A 23,373-nucleotide genomic window follows, 5' to 3' on the forward strand; every position below is an offset into this window, starting at 1 on the left:
AGATGTCGCAACTGTGGATGCTGGAGGACATGGAACCGTGGCCTGACGAACCTGCCGTGGGCGCGGTGTTCACACCTACGACGTACTGGGCGTCATCAGAGCAAATGGAACTGCCCGCGGAGGTGTGCACCGAGGTGCCGGCTCGGGTCGAGGCCGTGGATATCGATGGCAGAACTGAGTGGGTGGCTCATCTCGGCGACGGCTTCATAACGATGATGAGCGACATTGCCGTGGTTGGTGACGTGGTGCTGCGTGGGTGCTTGGTGTGGGACAGGTATCTGTGGTTGGACTTCAAGACAAGACCGCAGGGCAGTCTCCGCATCCTGGATCGGGCGGGTCTTCTCGTGCAACGTGAGGAGTGGACCGCCACGCGACACCCGGGCATGTTCAGCGTGACGTACAGCGGTGCGCTGGAGTATCACCAAAGGGATTCAGGACCTGCAGGATTCGGGGTTCGATGGAAGGCATCGATTGTCGAGACTGTTACGCCGGATAATTGAGGCATCTCAGTAGTTGTGCTCGTCGTGGCCCGCGGTGACAATCTGGTCGACGCGGACGGAACAGGTTTCGAGCTTGTCGAGCGCCAGAATGTCGGTAACGGTCTTCGTGCTGCCTCCGAGATACGCACAGGGGAAGTCGAAGTGTTGAGCCATGCACCACGCGTGATCGACGGGCCACCACAAATTCGGTGGCAACCCACCGAGGGTGTCCGTTGCGCGTGCGACCGGTCCCCTCAACAGGAAGTAGTTGTAGCCGGCGATGTTTGCGGTCGGTGCCGCGTCGCGAATGTCGTCGAGAACGGTGTTGCCTTCCCAGACGGCGTACCAGCAGTCATTCGGTGTTGTCGTATTTCGAGTGAGTACCTCGAGGACGGGTGCCAGCTGATCACGTGAGGGTGCAACGGGTTTCGCCGGAGTCGGACGAGGCGCGCTACCGAGAGGGGGATACAGGATCCGGGCATAGGAGTCGAACACAGTGGGGACAAGCGAGCCCACCGTCGTCGTCCGGACGACGCCCAGGTTGTCGTCCACCCACAGGGCTTCCGATACATCCTGTTGCAGCGAGTCTTTCGACAACTGGGCGCGATGGTGTCTCAATGGCTGTACCAGGGTTGTGGGCGGGCAGGATCGTCGCTGACAGTGTCGACTAGACGATCAGCGAGAACGTCCTCGATCGCTGATGAGCTGGCACCGATGGTGGCGAAGTGGGGGTCGACGTCGTTGGCGATGCACCAGGCGCGGTCGGAGGGCCAGACGAGCGAGGGAATCGGCAGACTCTCGGAACCCGGGGGATCGAGCGCCTGCTCCCAGTTGAGCAGGTCCAGCGCAGGTCCTCGGAACAGGAACGCTCCCCGTTCGGGCAAGTTGATTCGTGCGGCACCCCGAACCGTTGGACCGCCCCATCCCTCCCACACACAGAAGTAGCAGTCCAGTGGTGTCGTCGTGTGCTTCGCCAGTGTCGCGACGACTATCGCCAATTGGTCTGTCTCCGAGCGCTCGTCGTATGGAACGTCAGCCTCGCCCTCGCGTTGAGTCGGGTGTTCCGGATCTGGGATGAACCGTAGCCGCGCGTAGCTCTCGTACCCCAGTGGGCCCCTGGTGACAAGGTCCCACCAATCGCGGTCAGCGTGGACGAGCCAATCGGCGGCAGTTGCATCGTCGGACGGTCGCACGGTCATGCTGTGCACTTCCTGTCGATACCAAGCTTTCTGATCCTGGGCGCAATCTGATGCGTTGCCACGACGCTACCGAGCAACCCGGTGGATCGGACTACTCGCGGTGGTGCAACCGTCAATTGGGAACGTGTGTTCGAAAATGTGTCGGTGGGTCGCGATAGATTCTGTCCATGCTTTCGGGGGACGGCGGACCAGGGGTGGACGGCATCGAGACGGTGCCGCCTCCCCCTGTCGTGTCCGATCCCGAGTTGTCGGTGTTGGTGGATCGTGTGGAGTCCGCGGTCGCGGAGCTGGCCGAACAAGCGTCGGTGTCGTGGACGAACGCCGACCGGCGTGCGGTGATCCAACGCATGGAAACACTCACCCGATCGGTGACGGCGTATTCGTACACCTGGCTCAACGAGTTGATCGCTCAGCACGGGCTCGATGTGTACCCAGGCTCGGTGCCGTCGTCGGTGGCGTGGATGCTGCGGATCACCCCACGAGCAGCCGGTGCACGGGTGCGTCTGGCTGCGGAGTTGGGTGACCGCATCGCATTGTCGGGTGAAGTCCTCCCTGCGCTGCTGCCGCATACCGCCGAAGCGTTGCGGGCGGGGTTGCTCGATGCCAAGCATGTGCAGATGATCCGCGAGTTCTTCAAGCACTTGCCTGCCAGTGTGGATCCGCAGACCCGGGATCTCGCGGAACAGCAGTTGGTGGGCTACGCCTCGACCAGACTCCCTGACGACTTCGCACCGCTGGTGGCGCACCTGGACTCGATCCTCAACCCCGACGGCGACTACGACGAGGACGAGGACGAGGACGAGGACGGTAAGCCCAAGCCACGCAAACGACGCGACGCGTTCTTCTACCTCGGTGAGCAGGGTGCCGACGGGATGTCGGAAGGCAACTTCTGCGTCGACCCCGAACTACGCGCCTATCTCGAGGCTTTGTTCTCCAAAGCCGCGAAGCCGGGAGTGAACAACCCGGCCGACCCGACGTCGGTCGTCCACGGGGGCGAAGGCGACAGCAAGTCCACTGCATCACGGCCCGAGCCGCCGTCCGGTGATGCAGGGTCGAGTGATGCGGGTCTGTGGGATGGAACGGACTGCAACGATGACGATGCCTGCGGTGAGGGCGACTGCAGCGACGGTATCGACTGTGGTTGCGGCACAGGGCCCGACGACACCGGCGGATACGACGGCTCCGACGACACTGCAGGCGCTGCCGACCCCGGCGGTCACTCCGGATCCGACGCCGGCGGTCACGATGACTTTGACGATGATGCACCGGACACCGCAGTGCGGGACGCTGCCGCCGCGCGGGATCGACGCACCCAGAACGAACGCCGTCACGACGCCCTGAAGATGGCACTGCGGCACACACTCGCCTCCGGGACCCTCGGCACCCACCGCGGCCTGCCCGTCACCGCCATCGTCACCATGACCCTCAAAGACCTCAACGCCGGTTGCGGATACGCCATGACCGGCACCGGATCCCGAGTGTCCATCCGCGACGCCATCCGCATGGCCTCCCACGCCCACCACTACCTGACCATCTTCGACGACAACGGACGCGCCCTCTACCTCGGCCGATCCAAACGCATCGCCTCCGCCGACCAACGCATCGTGCTCATCGCCCGAGACCGCGGCTGCAGCTTCCCCTCCTGCACCCGCCCGGCAACCTGGTGCCAAGCCCACCACCTCGACGACTGGACCGACGGCGGACCCACCGACATCGACTCCCTCACCTTCGGCTGCGACATGCACCACGCACTCGTCGGCACCGGCCCCGGAAAATGGGCAACCACCAAAACCGGAGCAGCACATCGCTACCCAGGCCGCACCCTCTGGCACCCACCCACCGGAATGGACCCCAAGCGCCGCGGGCTGATCAACCACGCACACCACCCAGAAGAAGTCCTCTACCCGCCCGAACACCACGACGACACTGGCGACACCGGAGACGAGGAACCACGACAACCCGCATGACGACCAACACCAGCATCACGGCAGAGCTCTGTCTGTCTGTCGTCGGTACATCGCGCCCGCACCGGCCGTGCGCGAAAATAGAGGGGCTCTCTAGTCGGTACCTGCGTACGGTGGGTCGATGATGGTTCTCGCGAGCAGGACCGCGGTGTTGTCGCCGCCGGTCTTCTTCGTCTGGAAGGCACTCATGCGCCCAGATCTGCATCCGAAGAATCAGGGGTTCGCCTGGCCGGTGATGTTCGAGGATCAGCCGCTACCTCGCATCGTCGAGAGCAGCGAGTTCGACCGCGTTGTCTGGAGCTCGCCGTGGCAGAGTCTCCCCGACATCCTGTTGCAGTTCGACCTGACTCCAGAAACTCGTCTGCGCTGGACGCTGTTGGCCCACACGCCGGCACCCGATCAGCAGGCGGTCGAGTGGCTCCGCGACCAAGTGAGCCATCTGGTGAACATCGACCTGCGCAACGCGATCGAATATTGAACTGTCATCTGTTGCCGCCGCTCGGTCCGTAGGGATAGCGCTTGCCGACGGCGAACCACAGGATCGGCCCGATGATCGGCAGAATCAACGCGACGAATGCCCACGCCAGCTTGACCACAAGCCCCGTGCTGGGGTCGCTGAGGATCGAGGCAAGTGCCATGGCGTACAAAGCGATTGCAATCGCGACACCGGCAGAAACCATGGCTCCTAAGGTAGCTCAATCCGCGTTGCGAACAACCTCGATCAGCCTGTTCGCGAAACTGGTTGCGGTGATGACCAATCCGTTGTTCAGCTGTGGATCCAGTACCGCACTGCGACCCGCGGCGACAGCGGGGAGGTTCTGCCACGCGGCGATTCCGTCGATCTGGGTTGGATCGGTCGTCTGGTGGAAGATGAACTCCGCATCCGCGATCTGGTACAGATTCTCGACCGACAGGCGATAGTTTCCTTCCTCGTCCTCGGGGTTGTTTTGCAAGACAGTGAATCCCATGTCCGTGGCCACCGCATTACCGAGGTAGTTGGTCCATACGATGACGTATCCCTTGGCAACCGGTTCGCTGGTGATGAGGGCGATTCTGCGACCGTTCGTGACCGCGGCCGCGTCGTCGATGGTCCGCTGGTACTCGTCCAGACGCGGCTGCACAGTGTCGAGTAGACCGATGGCCGAGAACTGGTCGACGGTGTACCGCTCGAAATCCGGTTCGTTCACCTCGACGGGAAGGACAGGCGCGATCTTGGTGAGCTGTTCGTTTCCGTACCAGTCGAGTCGCCATCCGTTGGCACGCATCACGATGAGGTCAGGCGACAGCGCCGCGATCTCCTCTGCCGTCGGACCGTCGGGTCCACCGATGACCTGGGTCTGCGCGTCGAGCAATCCCTCGAACTGTCCCGCGGGACGCACGCCGGGCTGGAAGGTGTTGCCGGTAGCAATGATGGGATATCCGGCCAGCAGAGCGAATTCGAGATCTCCCCGTCCCTCCATCACGACCACGCGGGTGGGGCGCGCGGGAACGGTGACATCGAATCCGTCGCCCGTCATCCGCACTGTCTGCGAGGTCGCGGCTGCCGCGTCCTGGCCCCGAGGCGAGCAGGCGGTAGCGAGCGCAACCGCCCCGGCAGCCAGGAAGAACCCACGGCGGTCGAGCATTGCGGACGTCAAAATTCGAGAGGGCATTGGGATAGGCTACCCTTTGTTCTGGTGCCCCTGTGATGGTCCCCGATCGGCGGCCCAGCAACGACCCTCCACTGCTCACGGACGCCTGTCTGGGCGGCCGATCCTGCGAAGGCGCTCCACGGTCTCGTCAGGATGCAGGGAGTGCTGCAGTTCGACAATGGCGGCATCGTCGAGTTCGACGTCCATTGCCCCTGCTGCCCAATCCCATTCGGCCGTCGACCAGACGAAATGAGACACACCCCATTTCGGAAGCCAACCGTCCTCGCTACGGCGCCGCCGACCTAGGAGCGTCCGGCGATTATTCGTCTCGAAACCTCCGTCGCCGACCTTGTTGATGTGCACGTCTCCCGGAGTGAAATCGAGAGGTGCACGCACGATCACCGGTGTCGACGCCACATTCTCGGTGAACCACCGGGCCTGCTCTCGTTGCCGAGCTCGGTAGTCCTCCTCGAGCTGTTCCTGATACTCCTCTGTTGTGTAGGCGGGACCATCCCAGACGAATACTGCATCGTCGATCGGCTCGCCGATCGTCACGTCGACGAACTGCGAACCGATCCCGTCCTCGTCGATGCGGTCACCCAAGATGAAACCGGATTCGACGTCGACCCAGATGCGCAGCGGATACGGTTTCCCTTCGGGAGGAGCCAATTGCACAGTCCAACAATCGCGTCCGGCGAACTCGACCGTCTCCACCGTGCCGATCGGTTGCGCGAATTCGTTTCCGGTCCACTCGGCGGTACTGCGTTGCCGCAACAAGAATTGGCTGGGACCCAGGTAGATCACGCGACCGGGTGGGCCGACGCGTGGGCGATCGGCCCGCCCTGTGAAGTCCCAGGCGCGCAGGCCGTCGCTGATGAAAATAGGACTACCGTCGAGGTGTTCGACGCGGGCCTTTCTCCCGGATCGCCATACCCGACAACTGTCTTCGGGTGCGATCAGAACGGGAGGCGTGCCGCTGTAGGCGAATCCTTGACGAAAGGACTCGGGACTTCCTGCTTCGTGGATCTCCTCGATAGCGCCCCGCATCGGTATGGTCGAGTCAGTGGTCATGGCCGTGAGAACCTCGATCCAGGCGGTCATTGCTGCAGCTTAGTGCTGAGCAAGGTCCATAGGCTGGCTATTCGAGGTGACGGGACGGGGAATCATGGACGGCAGCAATCCCACCGGGGCGCTGATCTGGTTCGTCGCTCGGCCACGAGACTCCGATACCGATCAGCGAACGAGTTCGTAGCGGGCCAGCCACAAACCAGGCAGAACCTGCTGATTCTCGGTGTGCACGAAGCCGAACGATTCGTAGAGTCTGCGCGCCGGTGAATTGTCTCGCCCGGTAGCCACCTGTATACGTTGTCCCGCAATCGATTCGATCACCACCACGACCAATGCTCGTCCGATGCCCTGGCGATGTGCGCGTGGTGCCACCACCAGCCGATCGATCTCAGACTCGGACCACGCTGCGGCACCTAGGATTTCGTCACCCTGCCGCGCGACGAGCCAGTGGACCTGTGCAGCGCACAGATCGTCCACCGACTCGTGCAGCAGCGGGATGCGGTCGTCGCCGATCAGTCTCGCTTCGACTGCGTACGAACTCTTCTGCACCGCGAGGATCTGCTCGGCGAGGCCCAGATCGGCCGCAGGGGCGACGCGAACTATCTCAATAGCGACCACCGGCGGGAGCCGGCAGAGCGTCGAGGGCAGCCAGGTGGTTCGGGCTCAAGGTGAGCGAGGCTGCGCCCGCGTTCTCGTCCAGACGCGAGGTGCGTCGGGTGCCGGGAATCGGGACCACGTGCTCACCCTGCGCCAGAACCCAGGCCAGGGCCACCTGCGCCGGCGTCGCACCGAGCTCGTCGGCGACGGCTGCGATGGCGTCGACGATCACGAGGTTCGCGTCGAGGTTGTCCTGGCTGAAGCGCGGCAGGCGAGCACGGAAATCGTCTGCGGCGGGCGCTGTTCCGCGGAAGTTGCCGGTCAGGAAGCCGCGGCCAAGGGGTGAGAACGGCACGAAGGCCGCGCCGTTGTCTTGCGTCCACTTCAGTGATGTGGCGAGGTGATCGCGCGTCCACAGGGACAACTCCGACTGCACGGCAGAAATCGGGTGCACCTGCTGGGCCCGATCGAGCTGCTCGACGGTGAACTCCGAGACACCGAGCGCCCGAACCTTTCCGGCGTGCACGGCCTCGGCCATCGCGCCGATGCTGTCCTCTACGTCCACCTCGGGATCCGGACGGTGGAGGTAGTACAGATCGATGTGGTCGACGCCCAAGCGGCGGAGTGAATCGTCGATTGCCGAACGTAGGTGATCCGGCTTGCCGTTGGGGCCCGAAATGACCGGTTCTCCGGCGTCGCCGACGTGGGAGACGAGACCACCCTTGGTCGCGAGTATCACCTCGTCGCGTCGGCTACCGATGGCCTTGCCGACGACTTCCTCGTTGGTGAACGGTCCGTACACATCGGCCGTATCGATAAAATTCACACCCAGGTCCAAGGCGTGCCCGATGACACGGTCGGGGGTCTCCGTCCGGTCGTCAGCCTTGTATGCCCAGGTCATTCCCATGCAGCCCAGGCCGATGGCGCCCACCTCGGGGCCGTCGTTCCAGAGAGTTCGGGTCGGTATGGTGCGTGCGCTCATGTACTCGACACTACGACGGGAAAACCGTTGTCGCTCGGACTTGCCCCACGACTAGCATCACCGCATGGCTCTTCCGCACTCGAAGGTGTATTTCGGCGATCGCTTGGTGGACGCGCAGGACGCAACGCTCGGGGTTGCTACCTCGGCCGTTCTGTACGGGCTCAGTGTCTACACGGTGTTCCCGGTCCAGGTGGACGGTGAACGGCGTACCGCTTTCCGGTTGCTCGATCACTATCAGCGACTCGTCGAATCCTGCAAGATCATCGGCATCGACACGTTTGCCTCGCAGTGGACGTTCGAGCGATTCGTACAGGCAACGCGGGACGTGGTTGCCGCCAACGCTCCGACGACCGAGGTCTACGTTCGAGCTACCGTCCACGTCGACGAGTCGATCCCTGGAACGCGGGTGCGTGGCCTGCACACCACGGTGTCCATTTTCCTGTACGACGCCAATCCCATTGTCCCGCAGGACGGGATGCGATTGAAGACCAGTGTGTGGCGGCGTATCCCGGACAACGCCATTCCGTCCCGCGCCAAGGTGAACGGAGCGTACGTCAATTCCGTTCTGGCGAAACAGGATGCGATCGACAGTGGCTTCGACGACTGCATCTTTCTCGACATCAACGGCCACGTCTGCGAGCTGAGTGCCGCGAACATCTTCCTCGTCCGCAATGGTGTGCTCGTCACTCCCGACGTCACCAGCGACATTCTCGACGGCATCAACCGTCGAACCATCCTGACCCTTGCACGCGAAGAAGGACTGACGGTTCAGGAGCGCACCGTCGACCTCACCGAGCTGTACATCGCCGACGAGGTGTTCGTCTGCGGCACCTCGGCGGGAGTTGCCCCGGTGTACGAAATCGACGGTCGTGCAGTCGGATCGAAGGAAAGCGGGCCAGTGACGCTGACTCTCCGTAAGCGTCATCAGGCCGCGCTCGCGAGCGACGAGGTACACGGTTGGGTGAGTGTGCTGTGAGTGCTACGCCGGGCAGGTCGAGGCGAGTCCGGTGATCAACGCGTTCGTGGCCGGCTGCTCGAGAGGGTCGGCGGCCGGATTCGGAGCCGCCGTGGTCCAGGCCAGCGATACCTGACGGTGTCCGTCGGGACTGGAGAACTGGAAGGTGCGGTAGCCGAACCCGTTGCCGCGCTGGCCGAACACGAGCTCACCCGCGCCAGGATTGCAGGCATCGCCGCCGAGCAGCAGTCCGAGGCCATACGCGGACGGCGTGAGGACCTGCATCTCGTCGATCAGATTCTGCGGGATCAGCGTGCCGTCGAACAGTCCACGGAAGAAGGTGTTCATATCGCCGACCGTGGACACCACGGCGGCACCGGACGACCAGATGCTGGCGTCGTAATCGGTTACGTCGGTGTACGTCCCGTTCTCGAGTGTGTAACCGTGCAGCGCGTCGTCGGCGATGGCCGCATCGGTTGGGTAGGTCGTGTCGGTCATGCCCAGTGGGTCGAAGATCCTGTCCTGCAACGACTGTCCGATGCTCTTGCCGTCGAGATCGGCTGCGATGCGACCGAGAAGGACGTAGTTGGTGTTGGAGTAGGCGAATGTGGACCCCGGATCGGTGGGCCACGGCATGGCCAGGGCCTGGGAGATCAATTCGTCGTCGGTAACCGAATCGGCGGAGCGTGCGGCAATCTGCTCCGCAGAGTCGAAGCCGACCAGGTAATCGGGTACGCCGCTGGTGTGATCGAGCAACTGACGGACGGTGACCGGCTTGGGCAGCAGGCCGGGTAGCAGCTCGTCGACCTGCTGATCGAGCTGAAGTCTGCCCTCGTCGACAAGCTGCAGCACCACGGCTGCCACCATCGACTTGGTGACGCTGGCGATACGGACCGGGTCATCTGCGGACGCAGCCTCGGTACCGTCGCGCTCGACGAGGCCTGCGGCTCCCGACCACGAATTCTCGCCGTCGCGTACCTGCGCAACAGCGGCAACGGATCCGGCGTCGACCAGGGCGTCCAACGCTGCCTGGACGTCGTCGGTTCTGATGGTTCCGCTCGAGGGCGTGGTGGTGGTCGCTTCGACGGCAGAGGGCTCGTCGGACGATGTGCACCCACTGACCAGCAGAGATGTCGACACGGTGAGGGCGGCGAGGATTCGTAGCTTGCTCATGTCTTCGACGCTAACGCCATCCCGCGAAGGATTTCAGTGTCAAATGTCAGTGATTCTCGATGAGTCAGCGATCGACCTGGCAGAAGCGGAGGTTGTTCGAGAATGGGTCTATGACCGTCATGGTCGGACCGCCCGGTCCGTCGTGATCGATTCCCGGTCGACTGCGTGGGTGGTTCTTCTGCAAGAGTTCGCCATTGAACGACACGACATCCGCGATCGGTATCCAGACGGACGATCCCGGTGTGCCGTCGCCGTAGTGCTGGGACAGATCCAGGATGCACTCTCCGCGTGAAATACGAATGTACAGCGGCAGATCCGGCTCGAATCGATGTTCCCATTCGACCGAAAAGCCCAGATAGTCCAGATAGAACGCACGCGCTTCGACGTCGTCGAAGATGCGGAGAATCGGAACTGCCGAGCCGAAAGCCTTCATGACATCGAGTGTGGCATGTCCAGCGCCGCCCGCGCCAGGATTGCGCTACCGTTGGCTCGAATCCAGCAGCACCCCGGCCGCAGCCTTTGCTGCAGAGGCAGATTCGGCCAGTTCGGTAATGGCGGCGGTAGTTTGAGCGCCTTCGGCGAGCAAGGCGATCTGCAGCCCGACGGTCGGCTCGCATCCGGCTTCGACGGCCAAGCGGGTGACGTACTCGATGAAACGCCTCTTGTGCTGATGAGCGGCGTCGGCGACCTCGGGCATGGTTGCGCCCAGTTCGCCGAACGAGTTGATGAAGGCGCACCCGCGGAAGTCATCCTGGCGAAACCAGTGGTCCAAGAAGTCGAAGATCGACAGCAGTTTCTCTCGAGGGGATCCGTGTAGCTCTGCTTCGGCGTGGATGCCGTCAGTCCACTGCTGGGTGCGACCGCGAAGAACCTCGGCGACGATGGCGGTTTTCGAGGGAAAAAGCGTGTACAGGCGCTTGAGGGAGATGCCGGCCTTGGCACGCAACTCGTCCATACCCACCGCCTGGATGCCACGCGCATAGAACAGTTCGTCCGCGGCGTTCACCACCTGTGCCCGTCCGATTTCCGTACTGGTCATCGCTCACCCCTTGCCGAGAGAACCAACGTTCTCTACAGTAGTCCACATGTCGAGAGAACGACCGTTCTCCCGCTCGATGTTCAGGACACAGGAAGGCAGGATCATGGCGTACATCAACGTCGGAACCGAGAACTCCACCCCCGTCGAGGTCTACTACGAGGATCACGGCTCCGGACAGCCCGTTGTGCTCATCCACGGCTACCCGCTCGACGGCAACTCCTGGGAACGTCAGTCGCGCGCACTACTGGACGCCGGCTACCGCGTCATCACCTACGACCGTCGTGGGTTCGGGCAGTCGAGCAAGCCCACCGTCGGCTACGACTACGACACCTTCGCTGCAGACCTGGACAAGGTGCTCACCGAGCTGGATCTCAACGATGTCATCCTGGTCGGATTCTCCATGGGCACAGGCGAACTGGCTCGGTACGCCGCGAAGTACGGCACCGACCGCGTGGCGAAGTTCGCATTCCTCGCTTCCCTCGAGCCGTTCCTGCTGCAGACGGACGACAATCCCACCGGCGTTCCGCAGTCGGTGTTCGACGGTATCGAGACCGCCGCCCGCGAAGACAGGTTCACCTGGTTCGAGAACTTCTACAAGGACTTCTACAACCTCGACGAAAACCTCGGCAGCCGAATCAGCGAGGCCACAGTGCGCGCGAGCTGGAACACCGCCACCACCAGCGCACCTGTCGCGGCATACGCCGTCGTACCGACTTGGCTCGAGGACTTCCGCGCGGATGTCGCGAAGGTACGAGAATCCGGCAAGCCCACGCTGATCCTGCACGGAACCGCGGACAACATTCTGCCGATCGATTCGACGGGTCGTCCGTTCCACGAGGCGTTCCCCGAAGCCACGTACGTCGAGGTCGAGGGCGCGCCCCACGGACTGCTGTGGACGCACTTCCAGGAAGTCAACGACGCGCTGCTCGCGTTCGTGAAGTAAGAGCACTACGGCGGCAGGCATTCCGGCCTGCCGCCGAGTGGGCTGCTAGACCGCGACGACGCCGTCGTGGTCGCTGTAGACGATCTCGCCCGGGTTGAACGTGATGCCGCCGAAGCTCACCGGCACGTTCTTCTCACCCGAGCCGGTTTGCGTGCTCTTGCGCGGGTTGGTCCCCAGCGCTTTGACGCCGATCTCGAGTGTGCGCAGGATCGCGGAGTCGCGCACCGCACCGTTGACGATGACACCCGCCCAACCGTTGGTGACGCCACGTCCGGCGATGATGTCGCCGACGAGGGCGGTGTGCACGCTGGCATCGCCGTCGACCACCAGAACGCCACCGTTGCCGGGCTCGCCGAGCGTCTGCTTGACCAGCAAGTTGTCCTGGAAGCAACGGATGGTGGTGATGGGGCCCGCGAATTCGGTGTGCTTGCCGAACTGGATGAACTGGGTGTCGCAGCTACGGATCTCGGGACCGATCTCGTCGGCCAGATCAGCTGTTGCCTTGAATTCCACAGGTGAAGTCATGCGGCACAGACTATCGCTCGCTCATCAGCCCCGGCCGTGACGCCGTTCGTAGTCGTCGCGAGTGCGGTCGACGCGGCTCTGCGCTTTGGCGTTGATCAGTTGCGGGTCGAGGCCGTGAATCAGCAGGCGATGCCGCCGATAGACGTTCATCAGGGCAATCGAGAAGTACACCAGCGGGATGAACAGCAGCGACATCATCGCGAGCGACATCCACAGCGGACCCGGAATCAGCAGGAACAGCAGCAGTAACGGAATGATCGGCACGATGAATCGGGCGATGTAGCGGACCTGGGCGCCGTTGCCCACGAGATCCTTGCGAACCCAATCCTGCATCGACTCGGGCAGCGTGCGTCCGAACGAATAGCCCAGAAACTGCAGCGGAGTGGGCGTCGTGCGTTCGGTGGTCATCGCGCAATGCTAGTCCCGTCTTCGTTGGTAGATCTCACCGTTGACTGCGGTTTATCTCATATGTGACGATAACGTCAGTTGAGTCGGAGGCGTCGACAAGAAGGACTTCCACTGTGATCGATCGCAGAACCCTGCTGGGCACCCTCAGTGCCGCGACGATCTCCGGGGTTGCCCTCTCGACACTTACCTCCGCTACGACACTGACCTCCGCTACGGCATCGGCCTCCACCGGCCCGGCCGCAACCGGGGTGATCGACGTCCATTCGCACATGGTTCCCGACTTCTACCTGCGCGAAGCCCTCGCGTCGGGCATCGCATTTCCCGACGGCATGCCGAAGTGGCCGAGCTGGTCGGTGGGCGAACACCTGCAGATGATGGACGGCTGCGGCATCGACAGAGCGATCCTGTCCGTCTCGTCACCCGGAGTGCATTTCGGCGACGACGGCAAGGCGGCCGATCTTGCCCGACGCGTCAACGACTTCGGGGCCGGGGTGGTCGCGAGTCGACCCCGACTCGGATTCTTTGCGTCGCTACCGCTCCCGAACGTCGTCGACTCGACGGTCGAGGCAATTCGTGCGCTCGATCAGCTCGGTGCCGACGGAGTGACGATGATGTCGAACGCCGGTGGGATGTACCTGGGCAACGCCGTGCTGACGCCACTGCTCGCCGCGTTGGATGCGCGATCGGCAGTTGTGTTCGTGCATCCGACCTCTCCGCCGAATTCCGCTGCCGTGTCGCTCGCGCGCCCGGCCCCGATGATCGAATTCCTCTTCGACACAGCGCGAACCGTCGTCGACCTGATTCTGTTGGGTGTGGTCGACCGATTCCCTAACATCCGTTGGGTGTTCACTCACGGCGGCGGAGTACTGCCGCTACTGGCGGATCGGGTCGACTTCTTCCGGACGCAGGTCGGCCTGGGGACGCCGACGACGCCGGATGTACTGCAGCGCTTGTGGTTCGACCTCGCCGGTACGCCGGTCCCGCGGCAGCTGCCCGCGCTGTTGTCCACCGTCGGACCCGATCGGCTGGTGTACGGCAGCGATTACTGCTTCACGCCGATCACCGGCGTGCAGGAGCAAGTGCGATCACTCGACGCCGGTGCTGCGAACGGCGGACTCGAGAACTGGCGCGCGGCCACATCCGTCAACGCCCGCCGACTGCTGAAACTCTGATCCGAAGGAGGCGGGTAATGCCGATGAAAGCACAAGCACTGCAACCGATCTCCGAACAGTGGGATTGGCAGATGAATGCTGCCTGCCGCTCGATGCCGGTCTCGATGTTCTACCCGCCCCTGGGGCTGCGGGGATACTCGTTGAGAAACCTGGAGCGACAGGCCAAGCTCGTGTGCGATCGATGCCCCGTGATCGCGCGCTGTCTGCAACATGCACTCGATACGGACGAAAGGCATGGAGTCTGGGGTGGATCGACCGCACACGAGCGGTCCGCGATGGCCCGCGTCAACCCTGACGGGCAGCGTTCGCGACAATGACGTCGCGAAGGTACTGCGCCAGTCCGGCGGCAATATCGTTGTAGTGCTTGGCAAATCGCTCGTCGGCGATGTACATCTCCGCCAGGTTCACCTGCATCTCGTAACCGCAGTCGTAGTACCGCTCGATCGATGCCCGATGACGCTCGGCCAGTTCCCCGGCCTCGGTGGAGTCCGGCGACACACCCCGCTGCATCGCGGCAGCGAGATCCGCTTCCAGTAGGTCCGTCTCTTCCTTGACGGCCTTCCAATCGTCCTTGGTGAACGACGCCGTTCGCTGCTGCGACTGCTTCCACTCGTCCGTCTCGCCCCAGCGTTGCTCGGCCTCCTCGGCGTACTCCTCGCCGGGCCAGTTGTCTCCGAAAATCTCGCGCTGCTCCTCGGGAGTCAGTTGCATACCCATCTTCTTCGCCTCCATCATCTTGTCCACGGCCGCAGCCATTGCGTGCAAGTGATCGATCCGCTCGCTGAGCAGGTCGCGCTGCCGACGTAGATGCGACATGGCGTCGACCGCCGGGTCGTCGAGCAACGCTGCAATGACCTCGAGCGGAAACCCGAGTTCGCGGTAGGTCAGTACCTGATGCAGCCGTTCGACATCGGCCGACGAATACGTCCGATAGCCCTTGGGGGTTCTCCCAGATGGCACCACCAACGCGATCTCGTCGTAATGATGCAGCGTTCTGACGCTGACACCCACCAACTTCGAGACCGCGCCGACCTGCATGCCTGCCGAATCACTCACGAAGGACACTGTGCTGCCTCCCGTGGCGTGAGGGTCAAGACGAAGCTCGAGTCTCCTAGCGAATCACGCGTTCGCAGCCGGAGGTCGGCACGCCGGCGAGACGTTGTGCGAGCCAATCGTATGCGCCGGGACGGCCGTTGGACTGGGCGAGTGTGTGGTCTCCCGGGACCTCTTCGAGATGGACCGAAGCGCCTGCGGCGCACCACTGGTCCTGCACGGCTTCGGCACCTTCCTTGGGGATGAGGAAGTCCTGCAGGCCCTGGTAGATGTACACCGGCGCGTCCGGCTTCTTCTGGCCCATCCGGTTTTCCTCGACGACGGTCTTGGTGATCGGATGCTCGAAGACATCAGGGACGCTGGAGAGGTTTCGCTGGTCCAACAGCAGTAGTCCCGTGTAGGACAACACATCCACGCATTGATCCTTCTGCGCCAGAGCCAGTCGCTTGCCGTTGTCGTTGGCGAGCTGCCGCATCTCGGGGTACTCCCGGGACAGTCCGATTGTCGCCGCCGTGAACAAGCCCGATCCGATCTGACCGTTCAAGGAGGTCTGCAAAATCTTGTAGTCGGTCGGCGGACCGCCGAACGCGACGCCGGCGATGTTCAACTCCGGTGCGTATTCCGGAGCCAACTGCGCTGCCCAACCCGAGGCGATGGCACCGCCGGAGTAGCCGGTGATGCCGATCGGTGCATCCGCGCCCACTCCCGCGCTCTGGGAGGCGCGCAGGCCGTCGAGCACGGTGTGTCCGGAGACGAGACCGGCCGAGTAGGCCTGCCGAGGTCCTTGATAGTCGGTGACGACGACGGCGTAGCCGCGATCGAGCAGAATCCGTACCTGATCGATCTCCTTGTTGTTGCCCCGCGGGAGGGTGTACGACGGCGCGCACTTGTTTCCGAGCGAGTCCGTTGCCTCGTTGTACGCGATGACGGGCCGGTCACCGCCTCCTGTCCACGGTGCGTTGGGAGTCAGCACCGTCGTCGCCGCCGCGATGGGCTGGTTCTTGGAGTCGGTCGAGCGGAAGAGCAATTGCACCGACGACGCCCCGGGCGTCACCGCGACATCACGACGGTTGAGCACTGCACCAGGCTGGAGATTCTCGTATCCGGCAGGCGGATCGAACCATGGATCACCGAGTGAGGTGGGGAGATACGCATCGGGATCGCTCGGCGGCGAGATGAAGTCCTGAAGTGGATCTGCTTGAGCCGACCCTGCGAACGACAGCATCAATGCTGCAGCTCCGGCCAAAACGAATGCCTTGCGCATGTATTTCCCACCCCAGTAGCTCCGTACGCCCCGACGTCCGGTAGACCACTGCCCATCGTGCCACAGGATAGGCCGACTTCGACCCTGTGAACTGAGCCGAAGACCAGGTAGGTTGTCTGTTACTCCGAACACTACTCACCAGTAGGGACATCGAAATGCCTGCACCGTCCGCCTCGACCTTCTCTCGGCTCGCTGATCTCATCGCCATTCCCGACGCCGAATCGCGGCCGACGAAAACGATCACCGAGGTCTTCACCGGCAAGGAGCTGGCGACCATCCCGGTCGGTACCGCTGCTGATGCGACGGCAGCGATTGCACGCGCACGCGCAGCTCAGGCGGCATGGGCCAAGCGCCCGGTGTCCGAGCGCGCGGAGATCTTCCACCGCTACCGAGACCTCGTGCTCGCCCATCGCAACGAGCTGATGGACATGGCGCAGGCCGAGACCGGCAAGTCTCGTGCCGCGGCTCTCGAAGAAGTTCTCGACATTGCGATGACCTCGCGGCACTACGCGCGCACCGCCGCGAAGCTGCTGGCACCCAAGAAGGTCACCGGCATGCTGCCGGTGCTGACCAAGACGCGAGTTCGATACCAGCCCAAGGGAATCGTCGGGATCATCTCCCCATGGAACTACCCGATGACCCTCGCAGTGTCCGACGCCATTCCGGCCCTGCTGGCCGGCAACGGAGTGGTACTCAAGCCCGACAGTCAGACGCCGTACTGCGCCCTCGCCTGTGTCGAACTGCTCTACAAGGCAGGTCTTCCTCGTGACCTGTTCGCCGTGGTGCCGGGGCCGGGTTCGGTGGTGGGAACCGCATTGGTGGAGAACACCGAGTACGTCATGTTCACCGGCTCCACCGCCACCGGTCAGCTGCTGGCCGAGCAGGCGGGGCGTCGACTCATCGGGTTCTCCGCCGAGCTCGGCGGTAAGAACGCCATGATCGTGGCCAAGGGTGCGAACCTGCGGGAAGTGTCCGACGCGGCTGTCCGCGCCTGCTTCTCGAACTCAGGTCAGCTCTGTATCTCCATCGAACGTATCTACGTCGAGAAGTCGATCGCCGCAGAGTTCACCGAGAAGTTCGGTCAGCGAGTGCGCAACATGACCCTCGGAGCCGACTACGAATTCGGCGTCGAGATGGGCAGCCTCATCTCCGAGGATCAGATCAAGACCGTCTCGTCTCACGTCGACGACGCAAAGGTCAAGGGCGCGACCGTGATCGCAGGCGGCAAGGCTCGCCCCGACATCGGCCCGCTGTTCTACGAGCCGACGCTGCTGGCGAACGTCACCGAGGACATGGAGTGCGCGGCAACCGAAACCTTCGGGCCACTGGTGTCGATCTACCCCGTCACCGACGTCGACGAGGCCATCGAGAAGGCCAACGACACCGAGTACGGACTCAACGCCAGTGTGTGGGCGAAGACCAAGGCGCAGGGTGAAGCCATTGCGGCGCGGCTGCATTCGGGCACCGTCAACGTCGACGAGGGCTACGCACCGACGTGGGGAACCACCGGCGCGCCGATGGGCGGCATGGGCGTGTCCGGGATGGGCCGCAGGCACGGCACCGAGGGCCTGCTCAAGTACACGGAATCGCAGACGATCGCCACGACGCGTCTGCTCAATCTCGGCGGACCGCGGGGACTTCCGCCGAAGTTGTGGGCGAAGATCATGCCGCCGTTCGTCAAGGCGCTGAAGTACATCCCGGGTCGGTAGACCGGCCCCGCGGCGTCGACGACGGGGGAGGTTCTACGTAGCTCGTAGAACCGACATGCTCAGTGCCCTGCTGTAGACCGAGTCGGTTCCGACTCGGTCGAACGTCGGCCACGACTGCAGATCGATTCCCTCGTCGTCGAGTGCGGTCGTGGGTATGTCCCACACGGTGTTTCCGGTTCTGACGTCGATGCCTCGTAGTACCTCGGGGCCGAAGAGAGTGGCGACGTCGCCGTCCAGTGCGCCGACTTCGGCGAATCCGCCGGACTCTCGACTCCACAACGTGGCTCCGGTGTCGAGGTCGATTGCGGATTCGGTGGCCGTGTCGTTGTTGCGGAGCAGCGCCACCGAACCCACGACGGCGTAGGCGAGCCCGTTCGTTTCCAGGAATCGCGCGGCGGGTTCGGAGACGTCCGCTGGAACAGCCCAGACCAGACCGTCGTTGGTCCACACCGGATCGGGAACCGACGGTCGGTATCCGCCGGTGCCGAGCAGTATCGGTGTCGACTGGGCCGGAGAATCGAACGACGGCTGCTGCAGGGTGACGGAAGCCGTTGCAGCGAGCGCGGTTCCATCGGTATCGACGACCTCCGAGCCCGTGACCGTGCTGGGGTCGGAGCAGTCGGTCCGTACCACCCGAACTCTGCCGTCGAGCGAGGCAGCGCCGGACCGAACGCAATCGGGAGCTGTTCTCGACCAGAGATTGTCGCCGGTGTCGAGGTCGAAGGCGAAGAGGCCTTGATCGTCGTCGAACAGTCCGATTCCGTTATCCGTGTGCAGCGTGGAGGCGTGAAGCGACTGCGCCGAGTCGAACTGCACCGACCAGTCTGCGTCGAGAGCGTCCGCGGTGCCGCGCGATACTGTTGGCTCGGCACCCTCGTCCGCCGCATGTGAGGTGTAGACGCGGCCGCCGGACGTCGTCAGATTCGTGATGGGGAATGCTGCGTCCCGAGTGGTCGACTCTCCGGATTCGCCGCTTACAGTGAGGATTTCGGAACCCGACCCGTCGTTGCCGCGATAGCAGACGACGTCGCCGTCGACGAATTCCCTGCCGCAGCCCACGATGTCGTCCGCCGGAACACGCCAGCGCACCGCCCCGTCGGCGATGTCGAGACCCACCAGGGTGGCATCGAGGTACTCTCGTCCGTCCGGACGGCCGACGAGGGTGACGACCGTCGACCCGTCGGTGATGGAGCCGGATTCCATCGAGTCGGCCGTGCTGCCTCGCACGGGATCGCGGAACTGCCCGTCCGACACGTCGAGGTCCGAGGGCGACAGGGTCCATCCCAGACCGGGTGCCGCTCCGGTGGCACCGTCGACCGGTGTGCCGGCCGGAGGCGGCTGCTTCTCGGCCGCGCACGCCGCGCAGACGATGGCTGTTGCCAGGAGCACCGCGGCGGCGGACAACTGGGAACGTCGTGTCATGGAAGGTGCTCCCGGGAAAAAGGTGGGCGGTCTGTTCCGTCAGCATAGAGAACGAAAATTCCCCGCACTCCTGACGGGGTGCGGGGAATTCTTCGTCGTGCTGGGCCTAGTTGACGCTGTGGCCGTTCAGTCCGGCATTGGCGTAGTGATTGCGACTGTCGGGAATGTGGTTGTCTCCCAACACCCGAGCGATCTGCTCCTCGCTGAGTCCGAGGCGACGAAGCCGCTCGCACACTGCGTCGAAGTCGATCATCTTCGCATCGAGTTCCTGTTGCAGTGCAACAACTTCGGCGCGAATGGTCTCGGCCTCGTCGAGTGCGGCCAACGTGTCCTTGGGCTCGGGCAACAGCAGGGCGAGCAGTCGATCACGTGCGTCGGTGCTCAGACCCTCGAAGGGGCGCTGCCCCGGCTGGGCCTCGTGCCGACCCTCGATGCGGCGACTCTCGATGCGACGATCGGTTTCGTACTCTGTCTCGTAGTCGGTCGAGACGTACTCCTGCGTTGCACCGAAGGACGGGATCTCGGCGAACTGATCCTTCGACTCGTCCACCGGTCCTGTTGCGGGAGTCGAGGCGATGTCGATCGTCTGGCGCAGTGGGCGATTCGGGATGAAGATCACTGCGATCAGCGTGACGATCGCAACGAAGCCGGCGATCATGAAGATGCGTCCGGTCGCATCACCGTAGGCGGTGCGGATGACGCTGACGATCGGTGCGGGCAGTGACGTCAGATCGAGTGAGCCGCCGCCGCTGGCCGAGCTGTCCACGCCGAGCTGAGTCAGACCGGACGCCGACTTCTCGGCCACTCGGGTAGCCAGCAGGGAGCCGAGAACCGAGACGCCGATCGCGCCGCCGAAGGTACGGAAGAAGGCAACCGTCGACGATGCTGCACCGACGTTCTGCACGCTGACCGTGTTCTGCACTGCGAGAACGAGATTCTGCATCAGCATGCCGGTACCCAGGCCGACGATGGTGATGAAGATGCCGACAGTGACCAGGCTGGTGGCGTGATCGATCGTCCCCAGAAGCAGGAATCCGACAACCAGCAGAACGGAACCGGTGACGATGAACGGCTTCCACTTTCCGAACTTGGTGATGAGCTGACCCGAGCCGACGGAGGCGACGAGCATGCCGAACACCAGTGGGATCGAGAGCAATCCGGCTTCGGTGGGGGTGTAGCCGCGAGCGGTCTGGAAGTACTGGCCGAGGAAGGTGGTGGCTCCGAAGAGGCCGACACCGACGGCGATGGACGCGACGATGGCCAGGCCGGTGGTGCGCTCGGTGACGATCTTGAGCGGGATGATCGGCGACTTGTGCCGAGCCTCGACGATGATCGTCGCGGCGAGCAGCAGAACTCCGCCGCCGACCAGGTAAGCGGTCTCACGGGAGATCCAGTCGTAGTAGTCCGCCTTGCCTGCGAACGAAACCCACACGAGGAGAACGGAAACGCCCGCGGTCAGCAGCAGTGCGCCGAGCCAGTCGATGGAGACGTTGTCCTTGCGGACGGTCTTGATGTGCAGTGTCTTCTGCAGCAGGCCGAGGGCGATGACAGCGAGCGGCACGCAGACGAAGAAGCACCAGCGCCAGCCGAGGGGGCTGTCGACGATGACGCCGCCCAGGATGGGGCCACCGGACATCGACACGGCCATGACAGCGCCGGTGTAACCCGAGTAGCGACCGCGATCACGCGGGGAGACGATGGTGCCGATGATGGCGATGACGAGTGCCGTCAAACCGCCCATGCCGATGCCCTGCACCACACGAGCGGCGAGCAGCAGCGGAACGTTGTGCGCGAAGCCGGCTATGAGCGAGCCGGCGACGAAGATGACGATCGCGCTCTGAACCAGGACCTTCTTGTTGAACAGGTCGGCGAGCTTGCCCCAGATGGGCGTCGACGCGGCGTTGGCCAGCAGTGCGGTGGTGATGACCCAGGCGTACGCGGTCTGCGAGCCCTTCAGGTCACCGATGATGGTCGGGAGTGCGGTCGAAACGATGGTGGTGCTCAGCAGCGCGGTGAACAGCGCGGCCAGCAGACCGGTGAGGGCCTCGAGGATCTGGCGATGCGACATCGCATCGGGATCGGCGACTGCCTGATTGGGCGGATTCTCCGCTGTTGTGGTCATGTCTTATCTCGCAATCAATTCAATGCGGGCCACGTCCTGGTGCTGGGCGTGGGCGTCTTCGGTGAACGTGTCGTTGAGCTTGCGGATGGAATCGAGGGCATCGAGGGCCTCGGTTTCACTCCACTCGCTCAACATCTCTGCCAGGCGTCGTGCTCGCCTGTCCCAAATTTGTTTCAGTCGAGCCTGACCTTCGTCCGACACGCAGACCCGGGACGCCCTTCGGTCGTCCGGATCGGGGTGCCGATCGATGTAGCCGAGGTCGACGAGGTCCGCGATCTGCCGGCTGAGGGCGGACTGGCTGACGCAGAGCCTGCTGGCGAGGTCGGTCTGTCTGCATTCACCTTCGGTCGCGAGGATGGCCAGCACTCCGGTCAGCGCCTGCGGCAACGGTGAATCCTCGACTCCGGTGGTCACGGCCCGCTTCAGCGTGCGCCCGAAGAGGAAGACCTCTTCGACCAGCGACTCCGCTGTCGTGGATTGAACTGCCATGAGTACTCCAACACTGAGTTCGATTTACTTGCTGTCTGCAACCATATATATACATACATGCGCTAAGCAAATAATATTCCTGTCTGGTGAATCACAGTGACGGGTCTGCTGGGGCTCGGGGGGGATCCGAACGATCCGCGGTCCAGGGGAGCTAGTGCGGGTAGAAGAACGACCGCCGGACGGTCATGGCGACGGTGTCGCCCACCTGTGGACGCGGTCCACGAACCGAGCAGCGGAAGTCGACGTCGTCGCTGCGCACCAGCACATCGCAGGCATCACGTCCGAACAGCGAGGAGGTCACGGTGCCGCTGATCCCGCCGTCGGGCACGATCTCGATGTCGGTCGGCAGGACCGCGAGTGTCCCGGGTCCGGTGCCGTCGGATGCCAGTGTGAGGGAGCCGGAGGTGAAGGTGCCGTGGGCAACGGTGCCGTCGACGAGGGTGGCGTCGGACAGGAAGCGGGCGACGAACGCCGACTTCGGGGCACGCACCACGTCCTCGGGTGTACCGACCTGCGCGATGGTGCCCTGATCGAGGACGACCACCCGGTCTGCGAGGGCAAGGGCCTCGGTGCGATCGTGCGTCACATGTACGACGGTCAACCCTGCTGCGCGCGTCATCGCCCGAAGCTCGAGGCGAAGGCGATCGCGTAGAGGCTCGTCCAATGCCGAGAGAGCTTCGTCGAGGAGCAGCGCCCGCGGCGACGAGACCAGAGCGCGAGCGAGCGCAACGCGTTGCCGCTGGCCACCGGAGAGAGTGGCGGGGTCCCGCTTCTCGAGCCCCGGCAGTCCGACGAGTCCGAGCACGTCGGCGACCTTCTTCGTGCGCTCCGCCTTGGATGCCTTGGACAATTCGAGTGGGTAGGAGACGTTCCTGCCGACGGTGCGGTGCGGCCACAGTGCATGCTGCTGGAACACCATCCCGAGCCTGCGGGACTCGGGAGGCGTCGAAACGCGTTCGCTTGCCACCACATCCGGGCCGATGGAGATGGAACCGGCGGTGGGCGTCAGGAAGCCGGCAACTGTGCGCAGCAGTGTGGTCTTTCCCGAGCCCGACGGCCCGACGAGTGCAACGAACTCTCCGTCGGCGATGTCGAGATCGATTCCCTCCACGCCGACCGTGCCGTCGTGGTACCGGAGGCCGAGATGTTCGATCGTGATGGCAGACATCGGGTTCCTTC

General features: G+C 63.7%; 26 protein-coding genes. 8 read left to right on the forward strand and 18 right to left on the reverse strand.

Features of this window, described 5'->3' with window-relative positions; genetic code table 11:
- The first annotated feature begins 29 nt into the window (after window positions 1-29).
- Entirely contained in the window at window positions 30-500 is a 471-nt protein-coding gene (locus tag CH286_RS09210) for a hypothetical protein (RefSeq protein WP_255182617.1), read from the forward strand.
- A gap of 6 nt (window positions 501-506) precedes the next feature.
- Here CH286_RS09210 and CH286_RS09215 read toward each other — a convergent pair whose 3' ends face one another.
- A complete protein-coding gene (locus CH286_RS09215; protein WP_141215821.1) occupies window positions 507-1,076 on the reverse strand; it encodes a hypothetical protein in 570 nt (189 codons plus the stop codon).
- A 17-nt stretch (window positions 1,077-1,093) separates the two neighbouring features.
- Window positions 1,094-1,678 (reverse strand): hypothetical protein, encoded by a 585-nt coding sequence (locus CH286_RS09220; protein ID WP_094609005.1) that lies wholly within the window; start codon window positions 1,676-1,678, stop codon window positions 1,094-1,096.
- Between the two features lie 167 nt (window positions 1,679-1,845).
- Between CH286_RS09220 and CH286_RS09225 the strand changes: the two genes are divergently transcribed.
- Window positions 1,846-3,645 carry an HNH endonuclease signature motif containing protein gene (locus CH286_RS09225; protein ID WP_094609006.1) on the forward strand — a complete coding sequence of 600 codons (1,800 nt, stop codon included), beginning with the start codon at window positions 1,846-1,848 and terminating at the stop codon, window positions 3,643-3,645.
- Window positions 3,646-3,763: 118 nt separating this feature from the next.
- On the forward strand, window positions 3,764-4,120 hold the full coding sequence (locus tag CH286_RS09230; RefSeq protein WP_141215822.1) for a hypothetical protein: 357 nt from the start codon (window positions 3,764-3,766) through the stop codon (window positions 4,118-4,120).
- A gap of 4 nt (window positions 4,121-4,124) precedes the next feature.
- Here CH286_RS09230 and CH286_RS09235 read toward each other — a convergent pair whose 3' ends face one another.
- From CH286_RS09235 to CH286_RS09255, 5 genes are all read right to left on the reverse strand, one after another.
- The gene (locus CH286_RS09235) at window positions 4,125-4,322 is read right to left on the reverse strand and encodes a PLD nuclease N-terminal domain-containing protein (RefSeq protein ID WP_094609008.1); all 198 of its coding nucleotides are present in this window, start codon (window positions 4,320-4,322) and stop codon (window positions 4,125-4,127) included.
- 15 nt (window positions 4,323-4,337) lie between these two features.
- Window positions 4,338-5,294 carry an ABC transporter substrate-binding protein gene (locus tag CH286_RS09240; protein WP_255182618.1) on the reverse strand — a complete coding sequence of 319 codons (957 nt, stop codon included), beginning with the start codon at window positions 5,292-5,294 and terminating at the stop codon, window positions 4,338-4,340.
- A 75-nt stretch (window positions 5,295-5,369) separates the two neighbouring features.
- The gene (locus CH286_RS27830) at window positions 5,370-6,374 is read right to left on the reverse strand and encodes a hypothetical protein (protein ID WP_176458190.1); all 1,005 of its coding nucleotides are present in this window, start codon (window positions 6,372-6,374) and stop codon (window positions 5,370-5,372) included.
- A 132-nt stretch (window positions 6,375-6,506) separates the two neighbouring features.
- Complete coding sequence (locus CH286_RS09250; protein WP_176458191.1) at window positions 6,507-6,959, reverse strand: GNAT family N-acetyltransferase; 453 nt, start codon at window positions 6,957-6,959, stop codon at window positions 6,507-6,509.
- Complete coding sequence (locus tag CH286_RS09255; RefSeq protein ID WP_094609011.1) at window positions 6,946-7,920, reverse strand: aldo/keto reductase; 975 nt, start codon at window positions 7,918-7,920, stop codon at window positions 6,946-6,948. Before CH286_RS09255 ends, CH286_RS09250 begins: the two co-directional genes overlap by 14 nt.
- A gap of 64 nt (window positions 7,921-7,984) precedes the next feature.
- Between CH286_RS09255 and CH286_RS09260 the strand changes: the two genes are divergently transcribed.
- On the forward strand, window positions 7,985-8,896 hold the full coding sequence (locus CH286_RS09260; RefSeq protein ID WP_032401468.1) for an aminotransferase class IV: 912 nt from the start codon (window positions 7,985-7,987) through the stop codon (window positions 8,894-8,896).
- Between the two features lie 3 nt (window positions 8,897-8,899).
- Here CH286_RS09260 and CH286_RS09265 read toward each other — a convergent pair whose 3' ends face one another.
- The 3 genes from CH286_RS09265 to CH286_RS09275 form a co-directional block, all read right to left on the reverse strand.
- A complete protein-coding gene (locus tag CH286_RS09265; protein ID WP_094609012.1) occupies window positions 8,900-10,048 on the reverse strand; it encodes a serine hydrolase domain-containing protein in 1,149 nt (382 codons plus the stop codon).
- A gap of 64 nt (window positions 10,049-10,112) precedes the next feature.
- The gene (locus CH286_RS09270; protein ID WP_094609013.1) at window positions 10,113-10,481 is read right to left on the reverse strand and encodes a glyoxalase superfamily protein; all 369 of its coding nucleotides are present in this window, start codon (window positions 10,479-10,481) and stop codon (window positions 10,113-10,115) included.
- A 45-nt stretch (window positions 10,482-10,526) separates the two neighbouring features.
- A complete protein-coding gene (locus tag CH286_RS09275; protein WP_094609014.1) occupies window positions 10,527-11,087 on the reverse strand; it encodes a TetR/AcrR family transcriptional regulator in 561 nt (186 codons plus the stop codon).
- Window positions 11,088-11,190: 103 nt separating this feature from the next.
- On the opposite strand from CH286_RS09275, the gene CH286_RS09280 reads away from it, so the two are divergent.
- Window positions 11,191-12,030: an alpha/beta fold hydrolase gene (locus CH286_RS09280; RefSeq protein WP_032401466.1), complete on the forward strand. Its 840-nt coding sequence runs from the start codon at window positions 11,191-11,193 to the stop codon at window positions 12,028-12,030.
- Between the two features lie 45 nt (window positions 12,031-12,075).
- On the opposite strand, the gene rraA is transcribed toward CH286_RS09280, so the two are convergent.
- Both rraA and CH286_RS09290 read right to left on the reverse strand, forming a co-directional pair.
- The gene (gene rraA / locus CH286_RS09285; protein WP_094609015.1) at window positions 12,076-12,555 is read right to left on the reverse strand and encodes a ribonuclease E activity regulator RraA; all 480 of its coding nucleotides are present in this window, start codon (window positions 12,553-12,555) and stop codon (window positions 12,076-12,078) included.
- Between the two features lie 24 nt (window positions 12,556-12,579).
- Entirely contained in the window at window positions 12,580-12,963 is a 384-nt protein-coding gene (locus CH286_RS09290) for a DUF5313 family protein (protein ID WP_032401464.1), read from the reverse strand.
- 113 nt (window positions 12,964-13,076) lie between these two features.
- Between CH286_RS09290 and CH286_RS09295 the strand changes: the two genes are divergently transcribed.
- On the forward strand, window positions 13,077-14,135 hold the full coding sequence (locus tag CH286_RS09295) for an amidohydrolase family protein (RefSeq protein WP_255182619.1): 1,059 nt from the start codon (window positions 13,077-13,079) through the stop codon (window positions 14,133-14,135).
- Between the two features lie 71 nt (window positions 14,136-14,206).
- Window positions 14,207-14,452: a WhiB family transcriptional regulator gene (locus CH286_RS09300; protein WP_254925535.1), complete on the forward strand. Its 246-nt coding sequence runs from the start codon at window positions 14,207-14,209 to the stop codon at window positions 14,450-14,452.
- Here the strand turns inward: CH286_RS09300 and CH286_RS09305 are convergent.
- Together CH286_RS09305 and CH286_RS09310 are read right to left on the reverse strand one after the other, a co-directional pair.
- The gene (locus tag CH286_RS09305) at window positions 14,421-15,173 is read right to left on the reverse strand and encodes a MerR family transcriptional regulator (RefSeq protein WP_032401482.1); all 753 of its coding nucleotides are present in this window, start codon (window positions 15,171-15,173) and stop codon (window positions 14,421-14,423) included. The genes CH286_RS09300 and CH286_RS09305 overlap by 32 nt on opposite strands.
- Before the next feature lie 73 nt (window positions 15,174-15,246).
- Window positions 15,247-16,452: a lipase family protein gene (locus tag CH286_RS09310; RefSeq protein WP_094609016.1), complete on the reverse strand. Its 1,206-nt coding sequence runs from the start codon at window positions 16,450-16,452 to the stop codon at window positions 15,247-15,249.
- Window positions 16,453-16,607: 155 nt separating this feature from the next.
- Between CH286_RS09310 and CH286_RS09315 the strand changes: the two genes are divergently transcribed.
- Window positions 16,608-18,161, forward strand: coding sequence for a succinic semialdehyde dehydrogenase (locus CH286_RS09315; RefSeq protein ID WP_094609017.1), 1,554 nt, complete (start codon window positions 16,608-16,610; stop codon window positions 18,159-18,161).
- 33 nt (window positions 18,162-18,194) lie between these two features.
- On the opposite strand, the gene CH286_RS09320 is transcribed toward CH286_RS09315, so the two are convergent.
- From CH286_RS09320 to CH286_RS09335, 4 genes are all read right to left on the reverse strand, one after another.
- Window positions 18,195-19,583, reverse strand: a complete 1,389-nt coding sequence (locus CH286_RS09320; protein WP_094609018.1) for an outer membrane protein assembly factor BamB family protein — start codon at window positions 19,581-19,583, stop codon at window positions 18,195-18,197.
- 106 nt (window positions 19,584-19,689) lie between these two features.
- Entirely contained in the window at window positions 19,690-21,705 is a 2,016-nt protein-coding gene (locus tag CH286_RS09325; RefSeq protein ID WP_032401459.1) for an MDR family MFS transporter, read from the reverse strand.
- Between the two features lie 3 nt (window positions 21,706-21,708).
- Complete coding sequence (locus CH286_RS09330) at window positions 21,709-22,194, reverse strand: MarR family winged helix-turn-helix transcriptional regulator (protein WP_032380909.1); 486 nt, start codon at window positions 22,192-22,194, stop codon at window positions 21,709-21,711.
- 151 nt (window positions 22,195-22,345) lie between these two features.
- Window positions 22,346-23,362: an ABC transporter ATP-binding protein gene (locus tag CH286_RS09335; RefSeq protein WP_094609019.1), complete on the reverse strand. Its 1,017-nt coding sequence runs from the start codon at window positions 23,360-23,362 to the stop codon at window positions 22,346-22,348.
- Window positions 23,363-23,373 lie beyond the last annotated feature (11 nt).

Source organism: Rhodococcus sp. WWJCD1, assembly GCF_002258735.1.
Classification (GTDB): domain Bacteria; phylum Actinomycetota; class Actinomycetes; order Mycobacteriales; family Mycobacteriaceae; genus Rhodococcoides.